Consider the following 19,436-nt stretch of genomic DNA (forward strand, 5'->3'; position numbering starts at 1 on the left):
GAGGTGCCACTTTTTACACCTTCATTTTGATACCTTCATCCCTACTTTTCTATTTGATCTAAAAGACAATTTCTTTACCTAGAGTATTTACATTAAACTTGGATAAACCCATTGTTTAGTGAGTAAAAGTGAAAAAAACAATTCTATCGTTGGGCTTTGCCGCCATCGCCACTGGATGTGGTGGGGGAGAGTCACAATCAAATACCCAAGTAAAACCAACGCCAACGCCAGTTCAACAAGCGTTGGAAACTGGCAATGCACTATTCGTTTCTGAACCGAACGATTTCATCCGCAAAAGTCGTCAGGTCGTCGAAGCACATAAAAAGCAGGCTAACGCGATTAAATCCGCTATCGCGAAAAAACTATCTGGTTTGTATTGGGATCCGACTCATGATGCTGCGATTTTGGCACCTAAGTATGGATTCAACAGCACGATTTTGATGACTAATAAGGCAATGGCAAGCGGTTACAAAGACCAAACCTTGTCAATTGGCGTTGCAGGAGAGCAGACCAACGGTCAACGTTACGCGGTATTAGGTAGTAACCCATTTCGCACCAAGCAACGTTTTCCTGATTCTTCTAATGCAGCGATGACTCAATGGTTAAATAACCTAGTTACTTGGCTTTCTAACGGCTCGACATCAAACGTCGTGATTGCGCAAATGGATCAGTCTCACTACTTCCCTGATGAGCAAGCCACGCGCAATTGGCTAAAAGATAATATTTCACAAGAGTTGGATGTTAACGATGTTAATCAGTGTGATGGTTCGAAGCTACTTAGCTGTTTGAAGACGAATACACCGAACTTGTTGATTTTGTCGCAACATCTGCGCTCAGGAGACAGCAACCAGCAGGTGCTGGATGCGCTGTCTTACGCTGAGCAAGCCAAAATTCCTGTTCTCTATCTGCATTGGGATGGCGGATTAACTGAGCTTGGTCGAGACGTTTTGGAAAGACTTCATGTTGATTACGTGGGAGATAATTACTGGCGTAAGTTAGGCTTAGTCGATTGGGCGCCTTCATCCTTAATGAACGTTGTGCCGGATTCTGTGGTTACGCAACAAGCGTTGTTGTCTCGTTTTGAATCTCAAAATTTCAATGTTGACTTGTCACAGTGCGATGATAAATCTTGCCCTGATACTGCGAATATGGATGGTCAATTTTATGCTGGAGCAAACAGTATTCGGCAGTGGCTGAAAAAGCATGATGAACAAAAGCTCTCATTGTTTGACCAAGACGGCTACCAATACGAAAAACTTATGGTGTTGCTGGCGGATCATTATCGTCAAACGATAACATTCCCAATGGACAAGCAATCAACTGAAACGACCGAGTTCCTGAAGTCATACTTTGCCGATTACGTGCAATACAACAGCCGAAACGTTAATCCCAAACAGCCAAATATGGGTAACTTCAGTCGCAGTGAGTTTGGCTCTGAAGTGAAGAGAATCAGTGCTACGATTAATATGGAATCAAAGCGTAACTTCCGCTCCGCTGGTGTGTATGCGCTTCCCGGGGAAACCTTTACGGTCACACGTAATGACAGCAATGATGTGACGACCAAAATTGTCATTAACAGCTTAAGAAGTGGCGCAACTCATGAGTTCAGCAAAGATGGTTACACTCGACCAAAAATGCTGACTTCATTCGCCTATGAAGTGAAGCTGGGTGAAGCCATCACTCTAACTTCACCTTATGGTGGGCCGATCCAAGTTCACTTTGACAACAATGATGTGCCAGTAGAGCTAACATTTAGCCATGTAGCGCAACATCCAGTATGGAGAAGTGCGAAGAACAACGATACGTTTATTCAACAGCTTGAGGCAAACTTGTTCGATTGGGCTGAGTTGATCACGCCTGGATTTGAAGTGCACGCTAAGCGAGACAAAATGCTTGAATCTGTTAACGATGCAACGTGGTCGACACCAGCCGCAATGGCGCTTGCGACAGAAGAGTATGCCCACAATTACCCACATGTGCTAGCTGGTTTCCAAGGGCCGGGTATCAATGAAGTTCCAGAAATTATCCAATATGCCAAAAATCAAGGCTGGGAAATCGCTAACATTGATATGGTGAAGCATATGAATGCTGACCAAGCAACATGTGGCTACGGCTGTTCTGGCAACCCATATGATGCATATTGGGCATTCAGCCCGCTTGGTCACGGTGATTTACATGAGCTAGGTCATGGCTTAGAAAAAGGTCGATTCCGATTTTCTGGTTGGGAAGGGCACTCAACGACTAACTATTACTCTTATTATAGTAAGTCTCGTTTCTTCCAGAATACGGGGAAAGTTTCAACTTGCCAAAGCTTGGACTTCAAAGGCCAGTTTGAACTACTGCAATCTAGCCGAACCCAAGCGGATCCAAATGCGCATATGGCAGAGAAAAATCAAACCAGTTGGAGTTGGGGCGTTCGTGTTTATATTCAAATGATGATGGCGACGCAGTACGAAGGCGAACTGCAAAATGGTTGGCATTTATTGGCGCGATTGCACCTGATCGAGCGTGAGTTTAACCGCTTAAAATCGGATGATGCGCTTTGGAATGAGAGACGATGGAGTATTGGTTTCGCCAATTACTCTCGTGAGGAGGCAAACAGCATCTCAAACAATGATTGGTTGCTTATTGCTCTGAGTTCCGTTGCTCAGCGAGATATGACGAGCTATTTAGATATGTGGGGCTTCTCTTTCTCGGAAAAAGCAAAACAGCAGGTTGTGGCGCTGAATCTACCGCCAATGCCTCTCACTTACTTTGCAAGTAGTAATACTGGCTACTGTTTGAATGAATTTGCTCAAATACCAGTCGTTATCGACGGTCAAGCGCCTTGGCCACTTAACTAAATTCAAACAGCTATTTAGCAGACACAAAAAGGGAGACATTGTCTCCCTTTTTACTAGAGGTTAGCAATGCAATGAACCAACCTATAGCTATGTACTATTTGAATGTCGACCAAATTGGGGCGTGGTCGGAAGGCTTTTCAATGCCACGGAGCTCATAGTCGATACCAGATTCAATGCATTTTTGCGCTAGGGAAGGGGTCGCTAAAATGACGTCGATCCGTAGGCCACGGTTGTCATCAAAGCCGCGTGAACGGTAGTCAAACCATGAGAAACGATCATTAACTTGTGGGTATAGCTGGCGGAAAGTGTCCACAAAGCCCCAATCTAACAAGGTTTTCAGCCATTCACGTTCTTCAGGTTGGAACGAACACTTACCGGTTTTTAACCAGCGTTTACGGTTTAGTTCACCAATGCCAATATCAGCATCAATAGAGCTGATATTAATATCGCCCATCACGATTAACTGTTCATCATTGCTATGGTGATCGTTTAAATAAGTCATCAAATCTTTATAGAACTGGCGCTTGTAAGGGAATTTAGTCTCGTGACTGATGTTCTCCCCTTGAGGGAAGTAACCATTAAGAACCGTAACCTTGCCACCATTATCATCTTCAAACGTTGCCATAATCATGCGTTTTTGATGTTCTTCATTATCGGTCGGAAACCCTTTTTGTACGCTGATTGGCTCTTGTTTACAAAGCATCGCTACACCGTAATGCGCTTTCTGACCGTGAAAATACACTTTGTAACCCATGGCTTCGACATCTTGAATCGGGAACGCGTCATCGTGAACTTTAATTTCTTGGAGGCCGATAACATCAGGTTGGTGTTTATCGATAAGCGCTTGGAGTTGGTGCAGTCGTGCACGAAGACCATTGATGTTAAAGCTGATTACTTTCATTTTTTATCCTTATTAAGGGCATACTTTTTATGGATGGTATCACTGCACGTTTGCACTGCAAATGATTCTCAACGAAAGAAGAGAGGGGAGAATGTAGAGACTTTACTGCTTAGCTTTTATTTTGTTTTCTAAATCCGATTGCACAATTTTTAATGCATTAAGGGCCGCTTCAGGAGTAATGTCGTTAGATTCAAGCAAATAGATTAAATCGACAGCCAGTTTGATTTCTTCTGGGGCTTCATCAAGAGGGGAGATAGGTTGATCTGACATTATTGATGTTTTTCTCTGTGAGTGATTTGGTTTTCAAGTTTGAGCAAAGCGGCTTCGCAACGTGCCAGTCGTTGTTCTGTGGCTAGCAAGGTCTTTTGCGCTTCAGCTCGGATAAAACTTGGTGACGTTTCTACAGCCCGTTCTTTTTCTAAAACCATCTCTCGCAAGCGCCTTGCCCACTCTTGGTGTTGAGCGAGTTCTTGGTATAACACATTGATTGGTTTTCGAAAGTGGCTGCTATGTTTGATCTCGTTCTTACGAATTTTCGTGGTTGAGATTTCCCGTTGTATTGCACCGATCTGTGCGACTAACCGTTCTGTGAGGTATTCAGCACGTAAAGCCGTTAGCTTCTCTTCCTCTTGTTCACGGATGATGGCATTCAATGTTGATTTTGCTTCTTTTACACAAGGCGTTAATAATCGAGAACGACAATGAAACAGACGCTCATCAAAAAGTGATACATGATGTTCGCCTCTTTGGCGATCAAGTATCGCGGCTTGTTTCGCCATTTGTTCTAAATGTTCGGAAAGCTGAGCAATATTCATTAAAAACCTACAAACCATGCGTCATAAGCCAATTTAATGGCAAGTACGCTGACGACAGTAACAAACACAGGACGAATGAACTTTGAGCCAAAGCGAATAGCAGAGTGTGCTCCAACAAACGCTCCAGCCATTAAGCAGACGCCCATCGTTAAGCCTAGCATCCAATTGATGTGCCCAAGAGCAGCAAAAGTGATCAGTGACGTAAAGTTACTGGTAAAATTCATCGATTTTGCTAATCCTGAAGCCAGCAGGATATTGAGGCGATAAAGAGCCATGGAGCTGACCGTCCAAAATGCACCAGTACCAGGACCCGCTAAGCCATCATAAAAGCCAATTGAAAAACCTTGCAAGTACTGTTTTCTATTGAGTAAGGGGCATGGCTCTGGCGTTGGGCTTTGGTGCGTCGACTTCGGTGTTTTATGAAACACCGTATAAAGCGCAGCCGCTAAGATAATCAGAGGCAATACCTTCTCTAACCAGTCAGTGCTGATCGCATCCACAAAAAGAGTCCCCAAGGCGGCCCCGATCAGGGTTGCAACAAAAGCTCTCCGCCAACATTGAGGTCGAAACAAGCGTTTTTTGTAGTAAGTAAATGCTGCAGTTGAAGAGGCAAATGTTGCCGCTAACTTGTTCGTTCCTAGGGCGATATGAGGCGGTAAGCCCAAGGATAGTAACGCAGGTACCGTTAGCATGCCGCCACCGCCTGCAACCGCATCAATAAATCCAGCAATAAAAGCGACAAGCGCCAACACCAACAGCATGGTTGGCTCAATCATTTCCATAAATGGTGTTTCTTCTAATGTTCTATTTTACGTTTAAATGGAGGCAGTGAGTCGAGTAAGGCTTGTCCGTAGCGTTTTGTCACTAGGCGTCGATCAAGGATTGTTACTCTACCAGAATCTCGTTCCTTGCGCAGTAATCGACCTACGCTCTGAATCAGCTTTTTACTCGCGTCTGGTACCGTGATTTGCATAAACGGATTGCCGCCTTTCTTTTCGATATACTCAGAATGAGCCTGTTCGACAGGAGAGGTCGGGACACCAAATGGAATCTTAGTAATCACCAAGTTTTCAAGCAGTTCACCAGGCAAATCTAACCCTTCAGAGAAACTACCAGTACCAAATAGGATGCTGGTTTTATTTGATTCGATTAGTTTTTTATGTTTTTTGATGATTTCTTGACGAGAACTTTCGCCTTGGACTTGCAAAGCCCAACCTTGCTTAATGAACCCTGAAGAGAGAGCTTTCGCTACTTGGTTCATTTGCCAATAGGAGGAGAATAATACCAAGTTAGCCTTCTTGTCTTCCAAGTACTTAGGCAATATATCGATAAGATATTCAGTAAATTGAGGTGCTGGTGGTTCATACTTCATTGCTGGTATGAGCAGTTCTGCTTGATTTTGATAGTCAAACGGTGAAGCCAGTGCCAAAAATTGCGTGCCAGATTCTGGTTTGCCATCAATGCCAACTTGATGGCAGAAGTAATGGAAAGAGTTCAAGGCGCGCATTGTCGCGGACACTAATACCGCGCCAATGCAACGGCTCCAAATTTTTTGGTCGAGTTGCCATCCTACTTCAAGTGGAGAGACACTAACAATGAAGTCACCTTCACGGTCTGGGTGCACCTCTAACCATCTCGCTAAAGGCGCGCCTTTTTCGCGAGTGGGTTCAGCCATCAAGTGCCATACTTGCGCCAGGTTATCCAATCGCTGAATATAAAAACCTAATTCGGCGAGTGCGGATTCTGCAAGCTTGGTTGACAGTTCACCATCTTTTACTCTTTCTGCAATCAGCTCGGAGATTTTAACTACACTTTGGTTCGCTTTTTTGCTTGATTGTTTTAGTTCTTTCGATTGGTTTTCTAGCCAAGAGGGTAGTTCACCGTGTTCAAATCGAAAAACTTTTTCCTCAAAATGTTCGGGGTCGAATTGTTTGGTCAGTTGATTCAACGCAGGGATGAGACTTTGAACGGATTCTTGTAGATCATTACGGAATCGAACCACGCGTTTTTCATCGGCCAGAGAAGAAAATTTACTAATCGATTGATTCAGCTTCTCTAACCAAGCTGCAGCGCCTTTTAGACTTGCAGAGGCGGATGCATGATCGCGTGCGACATGTGGTAGGTGATGGGCTTCATCAAAAACGTACATGGTATTTTCAGGCTCTGGCAAAATGACGCCGCCACCTAAATCAGCATCTGCCATCACTAACGAGTGGTTTGCAATGATGACATCATTTTTATCAAGTTCTGAGCGTGCTTTTTGAAATGGGCAACCACGATGCCCAGGTAAACTGTTGTTGCAACTGTGCTTGTCGCTGACGATCAGCTGCCATAGTTTATCGTCAATCGGTTTTGGCCATGAGTCGCGATCACCATCCCACTTACCTTGGGCAAGAGAACGATACATTGTTTCTAGTAAATCGAGGTCTTTTTTCTTGGGTTTCGTTTCGAACATCGCGAGCTGGCCACCATCAACCCCACTGGCTGTCGCAAGCTTTTCCGCACAGCAATAACGTTGGCGGCCCTTCGCCAAAATAAATGAGAATTCTTGGTCGGTAATTCGACGAAATAAAGGAAGATCTTTATTGATAAGCTGTTCTTGTAGGGCGACAGTCGCTGTTGAGATGACCACCTTTCTATTGTTATGAACAGCAATAGGAATGACGGCCATCAAATAGGAGAGTGACTTGCCGATCCCTGTTCCTGCTTCTGCAACCAGTACTCGGTTGGATTTATGATACTGACCACAAAGCGTTTTTGCGATTTCAGCGACAAGATAGTTTTGTGCTCTTCTTGGAACAAAGTTATCAAGTTGATCTTGCAGGTTTTGATAGCTATTACGAATCGATTTTTGAATGTTACTGGTCAGCATACGAGCCTCAAATGCGTTGGAGGCGAATAGTAGCACACATCACTAGATGTTCAGTAGTTCACAAAACGGAATGCTTTTCTGAGGAAAATAGATCTTCTTCACAAAAAAACATTGAACCTTATCTAAATGAAATTAATTTCACTACGTGAAAAATATAAAACTTCAAAATAGCCATTTTTGCCAAATAATATCCCTTATAAATTTATTTTTTTGATTGGTTTTGGTGTAAAGTTTTAGTTATTAAGCTTTATGTTAATTACTGCAAAGCTAAGTAATTGTTTAGATGTTCGTCGCATAAATAAAGGTAAATCATCTAAGTGTTTGTTTTTTATTTGTATTTTTATTTTTTTATATTGATGTTTAGGGAGTTTGACAGGCAGAATAATCTTTTGCACTCTACGCCAAGATTTTGAGAAGGGGTGCGTAACCTTTTGTTAACGCTCTAACTCAAACATATAAAAAGGGAACCGGACAAGGATATCCCGAACTAAGAAAAGGCAGTGGATTTATTATGAAAAAAACTCTATTAGCACTAGCGGTTGCAGGCATCTCTACATCTGCACTAGCAGCAGGCAACATCTACGACGACGGTACTACAGCGTTCAATCTTAAAGGTGAAATCGATAATTACCTAAGCACCAAAAAAGCAGACTTAGTAAATGGTGAGACAAAGAAAGCTGATGCAGACGTTGACCTATGGGCAAAAGTTCAAGTAGATGCTCAACATAAAGTCAGCAACGATGTTACTGTATTTGGTTCTTTTGAAATCGAAAATGGTAACGGCTTTGGCTATGGCGATGACAACTACTCTGTAAGCACAGACGATCTATACTTTGGCGCGAACTTCGGTGAAAACTGGGGTGTAGCACTTGGTGAAGTTGGTGACTTCGGTGATTCTCTAGACGCAATCACTATCGACAACACTAACGAAGGTTACGGTTATGCTGATGACTTTTTAAACATTTTAGAAAGCGATGGCCATGCAGTATCTGTAAAAGGTAGCTTCGACAACCTGACTGTTATTGCTGACACTTACCTAAATCAAGATGAAGATGTTGATACAGCGTTCGGTTTATCTGCTCAATACGCAATCAACGACCTGTTCACAGTTGGTGCTACTTACCAAGATCAGGGTGAAAATAATAACTCTGAATACAGCGTTATGGGTGCGTCAGCTCGCTTTAATATGGATAACTTCGCAGCCGCAGTTGCTTACATCCTTGAAGAGAAGAACAGCAACGACCTTGATACAATCGCAGCATCAGCGTCTTACCAAATGAACGAAGCTCGTCTATACACGTCATTCGGCTTTACAGACGGTGATAACGATGCAGAGGGTAACTACTACACGGTAGGTACTGATTACGCATTAACTAGCAATCTGCTAGCATTCCTTGAGTACTCAGTGAAGGAAGATGACCTAGCTGGTAAGGTAGAAGTAAACGGAACAGACTTCCAAGCTGACAAAGATACTCTAGTATTAGCCGGTGTTTACTACACGTTCTAATATCTAGTATTTAGATTAATACAGTCAAAGGCCGCAGATTTGCGGCCTTTTTTGTATGATGAATATGCGAATGTTTATCATACAAAATGTAAGACCATAGTATGCGTTTTTATGTTGAGAGCGTGCTGCTCGGTTTTTTATTGAGAGGACGTCTACGCTCGTTAGAAAATGATGGTTTTCCGTATCGAATTCCTTAAACTGATGGATTTCACTGATTTGAAGGTTATTAAGAAATGAAATTAAAGACTTGGCTAACGCTATTCGCTTTTGCTTTTATGGGGACAGCAGTGAATGCAGAAACGACGAATGAAGTTAAGATGTCAGCCGTTGTAACCACAGCGCAAGGTGTTGAGGTTTTGTTTGTGAATGGTATCGCGGCGGATGAGTGGAATACCCCTTTGACTGTAACAGAAGGGTATAACCAACTGGTAGTGAGAGTTAATAAAGGCATTGGTCGCGGAGATAAACGCACTCAAGTGAAGTCGGCACCGTATATTATCGATTTGGATCTCGGAGCAGGTAAGCTTTATATCGACATGCCTGCGTTTAGAAAGGAGCGCCAAGCAGAGAAGCTATTTGAGCAAGATAAAATGGACTGGAAAGTGAACCTCAATGGCCAGTCGATCAAATACACTCAACACAAAATGCTAGGTAAGAAAGGAGCCTTCCCGTACTCAAACCTTGATGAGCAACTCTTGGAGTACAATCAAGCCAATGGCATCTATTTTGTAAATGGCAGCAAAGTGGACTTATCTACAAATGAATTGATTGAAGCTGGTGGTGTGAACCACGATAACCGCCAAGTGACGTCCTCTATGACTAAAGCAAAGATTGCTTATCTAGAAATGTCTGATACGGAGCGTCAAGAATTTAAAAAATGGATTAAACAACAATAGTTGTTATACCTAAATGACTTCAATATACACCGTAGATATGGCGTCAAAGCAACGAACAAAGTGTCATTACAGGTTCTTTTAGGGTTGTTTTGAGTTATTTGGGTTTATTGCCAACGAGAAAACATAAAACCAGACGCTTGTCTGATTTTATGTTTTTTTATCTCGCTTTATTCTAGAGAGTGATTTCTTTCCATTCTCCTGGCTGAAGACCCTCTAAAACAATATTTCCCATTGAGTGACGTACCAGACGTAGTGTTGGGAAACCGATGTGTGCGGTCATACGGCGGACCTGGCGATTTCTTCCTTCAATAATGGTAATGGCAAGCCAAGTTGTTGGTATATTAGCGCGAAATCGAACCGGAGGTGTTCTTTCCCAAATCGCTGGCTCTGACATGATTTCAACCTGGGCAGGTAATGTCATACCGTCTTTGAGCTCTACGCCTTTACGTAGCTTATCTAACTCTTCTTCTTGTGGGGCACCATCGACTTGTACCCAATATGTTTTCGGTGACTTTGATTTAGGCTGCGTTAGTTTGGCCTGCAATACACCATCATTAGTGAGCACCATTAGGCCTTCACTGTCACGATCCAACCGACCCGCTGCATAGACGCCTTTGACAGGAATATAGTCTGCTAAAGTCTTACGTCCCTCGCCATCAGTAAACTGACTTAGCGTGTCGTAAGGCTTATTAAAAATAATCACTTTACGATCTTTAGGATCGATCTTGGATCTGTGATTTCTGGTTGAGCGAGTAGGGTGACGCCCTTTTGGGGCCAGAACTTCTTGACCACTGCGCGAGGCAGAACGTTTAAAATGGCTGGTTTTTGAATGGTGATTACGATGACCTTTTTCATGGCCTGGACGAGGTGACATGTTAACTACCCTACAAAAATGTAAATGAACTGTGTTTGAAAGTTTTAAGTTTTCCTATGATCGGATATGATTTGCGCGCCTAAAACTAACAAACGCGCATAGAATGATAGACTATTTCGTGTTATTTGTTTAATTATATCAGTGCACTTATGGATTCAGAGCCCAGAGCTTCAAACGACAACAAAGAGTGCGAACCGCATGTGGCGTTAGTAAGAAGAATGTACTGCTAACGCGCAGCAATGCGTCAATAAACCAACTCAGACGCTGAGTTGATCAGCCAACAAGTTGATTAAAATAGGGAAATTTCATGCCTACAGAAAAACCTACAATTATCTACACCATCACTGATGAAGCGCCGGCGCTAGCAACTCATTCATTACTACCAATCATTCAATCGTTCACAGCATCGTCTGGCATCAATGTAGATACTCGTGATATTTCACTAGCAGGTCGAATTATCGCTAACTTCCCAGAGCATCTAAAAGAAGAGCAGCGTATTGGCGATGCGCTCACAGAGCTTGGTGAATTGGCTCAAACACCAGACGCGAACATCATTAAACTTCCTAATGTTTCTGCTTCACTCCCCCAGCTAAAAGCCGCAATCAAAGAGCTTCAGGCAAAAGGTTACGACTTACCGAACTATCCAGACGAGCCAAGTACGTACGAAGAAAAAGCGATCAAAGCGGCTTACGACAAGATTAAAGGCAGTGCAGTTAACCCAGTACTTCGTGAGGGTAACTCAGACCGTCGTGCGCCACTTTCTGTTAAGAACTACGTGAAGAAAAACCCACACTCAATGGGGGCGTGGTCAGCCGATTCTCAATCACATGTATCAAGTATGTCGGGTGACGATTTCTTCGGTAGTGAAAAGTCGACAACCATCTCTGGCGCAACAGAGGTTAAAATCGAGTTCGTCGGTAATGATGGCGCAGTTAAAGAGTTGAAATCTGCTTTCCCATTGCTAGATAAAGAAGTCATTGACACTTCAGTAATGAAGAAGAAGGCGCTGGTTGAATTTTTCGAAAAAGAGATTGAGGACGCGAAGTCAAAAGACGTGCTTCTTTCACTACACATGAAAGCGACCATGATGAAGGTGTCAGACCCTGTTATCTTTGGTCATGCTGTTAAAGTTTACTACAAAGAGGTATTTGATAAATACGGTAAACTATTCGAAGAGCTTGGCGTTGATGTGAACAATGGCATTGGTGACGTTTACTCGAAAATTGAGACACTACCAGCAGAGCAGAAAGCAGAGATTGAAGCTGCAATTCAAGCCGTTTATCAGACTCAGCCAGAACTCGCGATGGTTGACTCTGATCGCGGTATCACCAACTTACACGTACCAAGTGACATCATTGTTGATGCCTCTATGCCAGCGATGCTTCGTTCTTCTGGTCAAATGTGGGGACCAGATGGTAAGCAGAAAGATGCCAAAGCGATGATTCCTGATCGTAGCTACGCAGGTATTTACCAAGCGGTTATCGACTTCTGTAAAGAGCATGGTGCCTTTGATCCAACAACAATGGGTAGCGTGCCTAACGTTGGTTTAATGGCTCAAAAAGCGGAAGAATATGGTTCTCACGACAAAACATTCATCCTCGATTCGACAGGAATTGTTCGCGTAGTCGATACAGCGGGTAACGTTTTATTAGAGCAAGCGGTTGAAGAAGGCGATATCTTCCGTATGTGCCAAGTTAAAGATGCCCCGATCCAAGATTGGGTGAAACTTGCAGTTACACGTGCACGTGCAACGGGTGTTCCAGCCGTCTTCTGGTTAGATGAAAACCGTGCACACGATGCTGAGCTAATTAAAAAAGTAAACGCGTACTTACTTGATCACGATACTGACGGCCTAGAAATTAAGATCATGTCTCCTGTTGACGCTTGTAAGTACTCACTAGAGCGCATGAAAGCGGGTCTAGATACGATTTCTGTCACGGGTAATGTTCTGCGTGATTACCTAACAGACTTGTTCCCAATTTTAGAGTTGGGTACATCTGCTAAAATGCTATCTATCGTTCCATTGATGAACGGTGGTGGCTTATTTGAAACAGGTGCTGGCGGCTCTGCTCCGAAGCACGTCCAGCAAGTCGAAAAAGAAAACCACCTTCGCTGGGACTCTTTGGGTGAGTTTTTGGCACTTGCTGCATCGTTAGAGCACCTGAGTGTTGCAACAAATAATCCTAAAGCACAAGTCTTGGCGGATACGTTAGATAAAGCGACGGGTGAGTTCTTGGACAACAATAAGTCCCCATCACGCAAAGTGGGTGAGTTGGACAACCGTGGTAGCCACTTTTATCTAGCGCTGTACTGGGCGAAAGCGCTAGCAGAGCAAACTGATGATGCCGAGCTTGCTGCAGAGTTTGCACCAATTGCTAAGTCTTTGGCTGAGAACGAAGAAAAAATTGTTGCAGAACTGAATAATGCTCAGGGCGTGAAAGGTGAGCTAGGTGGGTACTATTTACTTGATAAGGCACTTGTCTCGAAAGTGATGCGCCCTAGCGAAACGTTTAACGCCATCATCAACAAATAACGTTGATTGAACACGTCGGGCGCGGCGTGTTTTTTAAGCTTTAAAAAAGCAAGAAACCCGCTTAACTGGCGGGTTTGTTTTTTCTCTTCATAACGTGAAATCGACGTTGCGAGAGCGATTATTTGGTTTGGCCTTCGATTGGTACGACGCTGCTTGCGTGGCAACCTTTCGGACCTTGTTCAACCTCGTATGAGACTTGTTGGCCTGCTTTCAGTGTACGATAACCGTCCATCTGGATAGTTGAGTAGTGGGCAAAGATATCCCCTTCTTCTTCTTCTGAACAGATAAATCCAAATCCTTTGGCATTGTTAAACCACTTTACTGTACCTGTAGTCATGCTTTACATCCCTCATGCATCTTTTACTGATTTCGTTACAACAACCAAGTTATACCTTTAACTTGGTACTACCATTGCCAGCGGTCGCTAACAAACGTCTACTAGTTAATGAGAAATCACATTCACCAAGCTGCTTTAAAACAAATTGATCCAAAATGATGATTTATGCATCAACACCTTCCACTGTAGTCAATGAAACCATGTAGTCAATATCCCTAAGCCACAAACAGGAACATAATTGAAAACGAATCACAGTTGATATCAATAACTTTCCAAACAGTTTTTTAGGTATACGCCGAGGCTTAGTCAATTAGCCTGCAAAGAGGGGGATAGTCAAAAAGCCATACTGTTCGAGTTGCTTATGCTAGTGAAATCATCTGACTGAATAAAAATGAAGTTGGTATGATAATCAACCGATTTTCAGTGATGAAGTGTGAGCTAAGGCAGGGAATTAGTTTGAGTGTTGATCTGATTCAAAATGATAAAAAAGTAAGTATTTCATGAGTAGAAGTTTATGGCTTGTCGACAAGAATCTTTTATTTGCGCCCCCGTAAGACGTGCATTAATCTTTATATTAGGTAGTAACTTTTATCTATCAAAGTTCGAATTCGGTGCCACGCCTACTACACCCTACAGCATGCTTGTGTTAGATTGTTTTTATAGGTCAAAAACATCAACCCTTTGATACGATATCTTTGAATTGCCATGAGTAAAAATTTTGAATGGGTAACTCCAGACTCTGATCTTCTGGAGAAAGAAAGTACAAAAGTTCAGCCACCCAAGCTGTATAACGTTGTACTCAACAATGATGACTATACACCTATGGATTTTGTCATAGAGGTACTTGAGCGATTCTTTTCACATGATATTGATAAAGCGACTCAAATCATGCTTAAGATCCACTATGAAGGAAAGGCAATCTGCGGTACATATAGCGCGGAAATTGCCGAAACCAAAGTAGCGCAAGTGACGATGTACGCAAGGGAAAATGAACATCCGCTACTTTGCACTATGGAGCAAGCGTAGAAGAAGACTTGCTCGAGCTACCCAAGTTGTTTTTTCGGGAGGTACGTATGCTAAATAAAGAACTAGAGTCAAGCCTTAACGGTGCATTTGCTCGGGCGAGAAATAAACGCCATGAGTTTATGACTGTCGAACACCTCCTACTTGCATTGTTAGAAAATGATGCAGCCCAGGAAGCCCTTCTAGCTTGTAAAGCGGATCTTGACGCTTTGCGCAACGAGCTTGATATATTCATCGATCAAACAACACCGCTTATCCCTGATAGCGATGAGACGCGTGAAACTCAGCCGACCTTAAGTTTCCAACGCGTACTACAACGCGCTGTGTTTCATGTACAGTCGTCTGGTAGAAATGAAGTAACAGGTGCAAATGTGCTTGTTGCTATTTTTAGTGAACAAGAGTCGCATGCTGCTTATTTGTTAAAGAAAAATGACATCTCCCGTTTAGATATTGTTAACTTTATCTCCCATGGTATTACCAAAGCGTCAGGTGCAAGTGAAGACCCTTCTTCAGACTCATTCAGTTCAGAAAGTGTCGAGGAGGCAAACTCAGAGGAGCGCTTGGAGAGCTTTGCTACAAACCTTAACCAAGTAGCGAAAGATGGAAATATCGACCCACTTATTGGTCGTGATAAAGAGTTAGAGCGTACGATTCAAGTTCTTTGCCGTCGTCGTAAAAATAACCCTCTGTTAGTAGGTGAAGCAGGGGTTGGTAAAACGGCGATCGCGGAAGGTCTTGCTTGGAGAATCGTAGAAGGACAGGTCCCTGAAGTCATTCAAAATAGTGTGATTTACTCCTTGGATATTGGTTCGCTGCTAGCCGGCACCAAGTACCGAGGTGATTTTGAAAAGCGCTTTAAAGCGATCTTAAAGCAGCTTGAAAAAGAGGAAGATGCGATTCTGTTCATCGATGAAATTCATACTATCATCGGTGCGGGTGCGGCGTCTGGTGGGCAAGTTGATGCTGCAAACCTGATCAAGCCACTGTTGAGTAGCGGTAAATTGCGTTGTATCGGTTCTACTACCTATCAAGAATACAGCAACATTTTCGAGAAAGAGCGCGCGTTGTCCCGTCGCTTCCAAAAGATTGACGTTGTAGAGCCTTCATTGGATGATACAACTAAAATTTTGATGGGCTTGAAGCCGAAGTATGAAGCTCATCATGAAGTACGTTACACCAATAAAGCACTACGTGCTGCGGTAGAACTTTCGGCGAAATACATCAATGAACGCCATTTACCAGATAAAGCCATTGATGTCATTGATGAGGCTGGCGCTCGAAGCCGTCTTGCTCCGGCTAGTCGCCGTAAAAAAACGGTTGGTGTTGCTGATATCGAAGCGATGGTTGCCAAAATGGCGCGAATCCCAGAAAAGTCGGTTTCTTCTTCAGATAAAGATATCTTGAAGAATCTAGATAGCAAGATGAAGATGCTAGTATTTGGTCAAGACAACGCAATTGATGCGCTGTCAGAGGCCATCAAACTGACACGTGCGGGTTTAGGTGTGGATAACAAGCCTGTTGGCTCATTTTTGTTTGCAGGTCCTACAGGAGTTGGCAAAACCGAGGTGACAGTGCAGCTTTCGAAGTTACTAGGTATTGAGCTACTGCGTTTTGATATGTCTGAATATGGCGAGCGTCACTCTGTCAGCCGCTTGATTGGTGCGCCTCCTGGTTACGTGGGTTATGACCAAGGTGGGTTGTTAACCGATGCCGTGATCAAACACCCACACTCGGTCGTTCTTTTGGACGAAATCGAAAAAGCACACCCAGATATCTTCAACCTATTATTGCAAGTAATGGATAATGGTACGTTGACGGATAACAATGGTCGCAAAGCAGATTTCCGCAATGTGATTCTTGTGATGACGACTAACGCCGGGGTAGCAGAAACAGAGAAGAAATCGATTGGTTTGATTCAACAAGATAATAGCCATGATGCGATGGCAGTGATTAAGAAGGTGTTCACACCTGAGTTCCGAAATCGTTTAGATAACATCATTTGGTTTAATAGCCTAGATGAAAGTGTTATCCACCAAGTTGTCGATAAGTTTATTGTTGAACTTCAAGTTCAACTGGATGCGCGTGGTGTATCGATGGAGGTATCACAGGACGCTCGTCATTGGTTAGCGCATAAAGGCTATGACAAAGCCATGGGCGCACGACCAATGGGACGTGTAATCCAAGAGCAGCTTAAGAAGCCGTTGGCCAACGAATTGCTGTTTGGGTCATTGGTTGATGGTGGTACTGTGAAGGTAACACTTGTTAACGATACACTTAAGTTTGAATACTTAAATGAGAAAGAGACTGCAATACACTAATTGCATGATTCAAATTAAAAAAAGCGTGCGAGTAATACCGCACGCTTTTTTTGTACTCATTTTTTAATTACCTATTCACATCATCTCCGTATGAAACAGCTTGATAAAAGTATAAGTAACTTGTTTGCAGGACGAGATTTTTGCTCCGCAAGTTTTTGCCAGTACCTGTAACTTGTATTAACGTTATTGGTATTACGTATCGTTTTGGCAATGTTCTGTTTTGCCCACAAATAAAAAACGGAGCAAGTAGCTCCGTTTTTTATTTGCATCCGAAAATCAGAAATTAACGAGCGCGGAAGACGATGCGGCCTTTTGTAAGGTCGTATGGAGTCAACTCTACAGTTACTTTGTCACCCGTTAGGATACGGATGTAGTTCTTACGCATCTTGCCAGAGATGTGAGCTGTCACAATGTGACCGTTTTCAAGTTCAACACGGAACATAGTGTTTGGTAGAGTGTCAAGGACAACGCCTTGCATCTCAATTACGTCTTCTTTAGCCATTTAATCCTCTTTAGAAATTAGGCAATATTAGCGAGCTCTATTTTGCCGCTAAATGGTAATTATGTAAAGTTGAGGCGTATTCTACCCTCGCCAACGCTGATTTACTAGCCTTTGGTGGGGTTGAAAGCGCGTTTTGTAGTTCATTGCTGGACATTCATCAATCTGATAACCCAAATATAGCCATTGTTGCTTGTTTTCTTGGCAGTATTTTATCTGGTAAAGCACGGCTAATGTGCCAAGTGATAACGAGTAATCTGGGTCAAAAAAAGTGTAGAATGCACTTGAACATTGCTCCATTACGTCGGTTACAGCCACCGCAAGTAATTGGTTTGATTTATCATAAATATGTAAGAATAAAGTGCTTAGCCAGTTGGTTTGAGCAAAACGAGAAAACTCATCGCGTTTAGGCGGGTACATGGTCCCATTTTTGTGTCTTTTGCAAATATAACGGCTGTAAAGATCAAACCACTCCGGATCCAATTGGTGCTTCATTTCCCAACGGAAAGCCTGTCCTTTTCTAAGCAGTCGCTTTTGGCTTTTTGATAGCGCTACGTCAGGAATAGAAACACGAATTGGTTGGCAAGCGTTGCAATGTTCACAGTGAGGCTTATAGATTGTATCGCCACTACGACGAAAACCGTTTGCCAGTAATAATTGATAATTCTGTTCGGTATGTAACCCTGCGTCAAGCGCAACAGCTACACGTTCTTGACGTTCGGGCAAGTAACTACAAGGATGATTATTAGTTAACCCAATTCGAATTTGTTGTAGATCCGTGCTCATACTGAATCCTGCAAAACTTGAGGCTCAAAGGTACCTGATGTGGTTTGTTTTTCTCTTAAAGATAGTAGTTTTTGCATGAAATCGTCTCGCTCAAGTTCAAAAGCTCCAAGCGAAGCCAAGTGAGGGTTCATTACCTGACAATCAATTAATTGACCCTTCTTTGATGCTAGGTGGTTGCATAAGTGCCACAAGGCGATTTTTGATGCGTTATCTTTCAGACTAAACATTGATTCGCCGCAGAAGAGTTGGCCGACGCTGATGCCGTATAATCCACCAATTAACGAATTGTCCTGCCATACTTCTATTGAGTGACAATGACCAAGTTTTGCTAGTTCAATGTAGGAGGCTTGCATCTCTTCGTTGAGCCAGGTTTCCTCCGCTGGACGCGTTGATGAGCACAACTTGATTACATGTTCTGTGGCAAAATTGATAGTTACTTTGTAGCCATGCCTTCGCAGACATTTTTTCAGGCTTTTTGACGGCTTGAACGTCATAGGGTCAAATACCGCACGAGGAGAAGGGCTCCACCAGAGTATAGGTTCACCAGAACCATACCAAGGAAAAATTCCTTGGTAATAGCCATTTAGTATTCTCATGGGAGCTAAATCGCCGCCAAACGCGAGTAAACCATTTGGATCACCGAGAGCTTCATATGGTGAGGGAAAGTCGAACTTATCATCGAGTTCAGTTAAGTAAATTGCCATAAGAAGTCGTTACCAACATTAGAGCCTGAGGAGCTTATGATGACCCACTCAAGAAATATCGTGAAAGTATGGTCTTGGATCATACTGTTTTTGCCACTTTTCGCCAATGCAGCATACGAAAGAAATGTTGCCAAACCCGTTAATCAAGTTGTTTATGGAAAGGTTGACTCTGTTCGGTATATCACTCAGCAAGAAGTGGTTCAATCGAAAAATAATGGTTGGAAAACGCTGCTTGGCGCAAGTATCGGTGGGTTAGTCGGAAATCAATTTGGTGGCGGAACGGGTAGGGAAGTAGCAACAGCCGTTGGTGCATTAGCTGGAGCCGCAGTCGCACAGAACCAAAGCAACTATCAGTATACGGTGGAATACAAACTAGTTGAGTTGCTCATTAAAGTGAAGGGAGACAAACTCATCAACGTTATTCAGGATCTGGATAAGAGTATGTTGTTTAGCCGCGGTGACGAGGTGCGCATCTTGTATTTTGATGACGGCGTTCGCGTGGATATAGCCTATTAACTCGATGCTTGG

Annotated in this window: 17 protein-coding genes; 7 read left to right on the plus strand and 10 right to left on the minus strand. The window is 43.1% G+C overall.

All coding sequences use genetic code 11. From position 1 onward, the window contains the following. Positions 1-128: 128 nt before the first annotated feature. Entirely contained in the window at positions 129-2,843 is a 2,715-nt protein-coding gene (locus AC3D28_RS02665; protein ID WP_488535445.1) for an ImpA family metalloprotease, read from the plus strand. 94 nt (positions 2,844-2,937) lie between these two features. Here AC3D28_RS02665 and xthA read toward each other — a convergent pair whose 3' ends face one another. The 5 genes from xthA to dinG form a co-directional block, all read right to left on the minus strand. Beyond that, complete coding sequence (xthA, locus tag AC3D28_RS02670; protein ID WP_488535446.1) at positions 2,938-3,744, minus strand: exodeoxyribonuclease III; 807 nt, start codon at positions 3,742-3,744, stop codon at positions 2,938-2,940. A gap of 102 nt (positions 3,745-3,846) precedes the next feature. After that, complete coding sequence (rsmS, locus tag AC3D28_RS02675; protein ID WP_098416026.1) at positions 3,847-4,014, minus strand: pleiotropic regulatory protein RsmS; 168 nt, start codon at positions 4,012-4,014, stop codon at positions 3,847-3,849. Continuing rightward, positions 4,014-4,559, minus strand: coding sequence for a primosomal replication protein (locus AC3D28_RS02680; protein ID WP_488535447.1), 546 nt, complete (start codon positions 4,557-4,559; stop codon positions 4,014-4,016). The genes rsmS and AC3D28_RS02680 overlap by 1 nt, the downstream gene beginning before the upstream one ends. Then, the gene (locus AC3D28_RS02685) at positions 4,559-5,341 is read right to left on the minus strand and encodes a sulfite exporter TauE/SafE family protein (protein WP_098416024.1); all 783 of its coding nucleotides are present in this window, start codon (positions 5,339-5,341) and stop codon (positions 4,559-4,561) included. The genes AC3D28_RS02680 and AC3D28_RS02685 overlap by 1 nt, the downstream gene beginning before the upstream one ends. A gap of 14 nt (positions 5,342-5,355) precedes the next feature. Continuing rightward, the gene (gene dinG, locus AC3D28_RS02690) at positions 5,356-7,431 is read right to left on the minus strand and encodes an ATP-dependent DNA helicase DinG (RefSeq protein WP_488535448.1); all 2,076 of its coding nucleotides are present in this window, start codon (positions 7,429-7,431) and stop codon (positions 5,356-5,358) included. A gap of 511 nt (positions 7,432-7,942) precedes the next feature. Here dinG and AC3D28_RS02695 point away from each other — a divergent pair. Beyond that, entirely contained in the window at positions 7,943-8,938 is a 996-nt protein-coding gene (locus tag AC3D28_RS02695) for a porin (RefSeq protein WP_488535449.1), read from the plus strand. A 233-nt stretch (positions 8,939-9,171) separates the two neighbouring features. After that, on the plus strand, positions 9,172-9,834 hold the full coding sequence (locus AC3D28_RS02700; RefSeq protein ID WP_488535450.1) for a DUF2057 family protein: 663 nt from the start codon (positions 9,172-9,174) through the stop codon (positions 9,832-9,834). A gap of 172 nt (positions 9,835-10,006) precedes the next feature. On the opposite strand, the gene AC3D28_RS02705 is transcribed toward AC3D28_RS02700, so the two are convergent. Next, the gene (locus AC3D28_RS02705; protein WP_488535451.1) at positions 10,007-10,708 is read right to left on the minus strand and encodes a pseudouridine synthase; all 702 of its coding nucleotides are present in this window, start codon (positions 10,706-10,708) and stop codon (positions 10,007-10,009) included. Between the two features lie 307 nt (positions 10,709-11,015). Here AC3D28_RS02705 and AC3D28_RS02710 point away from each other — a divergent pair, with 307 nt between their 5' ends. Then, positions 11,016-13,241, plus strand: coding sequence for an NADP-dependent isocitrate dehydrogenase (locus AC3D28_RS02710; protein ID WP_488535452.1), 2,226 nt, complete (start codon positions 11,016-11,018; stop codon positions 13,239-13,241). Between the two features lie 118 nt (positions 13,242-13,359). On the opposite strand, the gene cspD is transcribed toward AC3D28_RS02710, so the two are convergent. Next, positions 13,360-13,578, minus strand: coding sequence for a cold shock domain-containing protein CspD (gene cspD, locus AC3D28_RS02715; protein ID WP_098416018.1), 219 nt, complete (start codon positions 13,576-13,578; stop codon positions 13,360-13,362). 705 nt (positions 13,579-14,283) lie between these two features. Between cspD and clpS the strand changes: the two genes are divergently transcribed. Continuing rightward, entirely contained in the window at positions 14,284-14,604 is a 321-nt protein-coding gene (gene clpS / locus AC3D28_RS02720) for an ATP-dependent Clp protease adapter ClpS (RefSeq protein ID WP_098416017.1), read from the plus strand. Between the two features lie 47 nt (positions 14,605-14,651). After that, complete coding sequence (gene clpA, locus AC3D28_RS02725; RefSeq protein WP_098416016.1) at positions 14,652-16,919, plus strand: ATP-dependent Clp protease ATP-binding subunit ClpA; 2,268 nt, start codon at positions 14,652-14,654, stop codon at positions 16,917-16,919. Between the two features lie 283 nt (positions 16,920-17,202). Here the strand turns inward: clpA and infA are convergent, their stop codons facing one another. The 3 genes from infA to aat all read right to left on the minus strand — a co-directional run bounded on the left by infA (position 17,203) and on the right by aat (position 18,908). Beyond that, complete coding sequence (gene infA / locus AC3D28_RS02730; protein WP_098416015.1) at positions 17,203-17,421, minus strand: translation initiation factor IF-1; 219 nt, start codon at positions 17,419-17,421, stop codon at positions 17,203-17,205. A gap of 81 nt (positions 17,422-17,502) precedes the next feature. Next, a complete protein-coding gene (locus AC3D28_RS02735; RefSeq protein ID WP_488535453.1) occupies positions 17,503-18,204 on the minus strand; it encodes an arginyltransferase in 702 nt (233 codons plus the stop codon). Further along, the gene (aat, locus tag AC3D28_RS02740; protein WP_488535454.1) at positions 18,201-18,908 is read right to left on the minus strand and encodes a leucyl/phenylalanyl-tRNA--protein transferase; all 708 of its coding nucleotides are present in this window, start codon (positions 18,906-18,908) and stop codon (positions 18,201-18,203) included. Before aat ends, AC3D28_RS02735 begins: the two co-directional genes overlap by 4 nt. A 39-nt stretch (positions 18,909-18,947) precedes the next feature. Between aat and AC3D28_RS02745 the strand changes: the two genes are divergently transcribed. Further along, complete coding sequence (locus AC3D28_RS02745; protein ID WP_488536037.1) at positions 18,948-19,424, plus strand: outer membrane lipoprotein; 477 nt, start codon at positions 18,948-18,950, stop codon at positions 19,422-19,424. Positions 19,425-19,436 lie beyond the last annotated feature (12 nt).

This window comes from Vibrio sp. TAP-3B (genome assembly GCF_057784735.1).